Below are 538 nucleotides of genomic sequence, written 5' to 3'. Positions count from 1 at the left end.
GTCAAATTAAAGTTTTGTAGCAAATCAGTGTTTTATGTCAAATCCAGTTTAGAAAGACAGGCAATACCATGGTTCAGTCATCAAGAGTTTCCTTATCAAATTGGTATTCTCCTAGTCCTGGGCCAACACGCTTCAGATTGGTGACATGGCCTGCGATCTCTTTGATGGCTTCAACTTGCTCAGTCAAGTAGTTAGCCTCAATGAAATCTTGCATCTGTTTGTCACCATGCTTTTCTGAAACATCATGAAGGTCAAGAAGAGCTTGGTTTACATGCTTTTCCAGATCAAGAGCAGTCTGCATGGCTACAAGACCAGTGTCCCATTCATCCCTGTCTGGTTTCTTGATGTCTTGAAGTACAATGCGGCCTCCACGTTGGTTTTGGAACTTCATTAGCTTTTCAGCATGCTCACGCTCCTCATCGGAGGCCTTCTTGAAGAACTTGTGGAAACCACCGAGATCGACATCATCGCGATCGAAATGGTAAGCCATGGACATGTAGACGTAACTAGCGTACAACTCGAGGTTGATTTGCTTGTT

The 538-nt window shown here is 43.7% G+C and carries 1 protein-coding gene; it reads right to left on the bottom strand.

Annotation, left to right across the window (positions count from 1 at the left end):
• Nucleotides 1-73: 73 nt before the first annotated feature.
• Nucleotides 74-538: ferritin (locus tag D0T87_RS23725; RefSeq protein ID WP_163178647.1), on the bottom strand; the 465-nt coding region annotated here is incomplete at its 5' end.

The sequence above is a fragment of the Bacteroides sp. 51 genome (assembly GCF_010500965.1).
Classification (GTDB): domain Bacteria; phylum Bacteroidota; class Bacteroidia; order Bacteroidales; family Bacteroidaceae; genus Bacteroides.
This window is presented reverse-complemented; position numbering and strand designations above follow the sequence as displayed.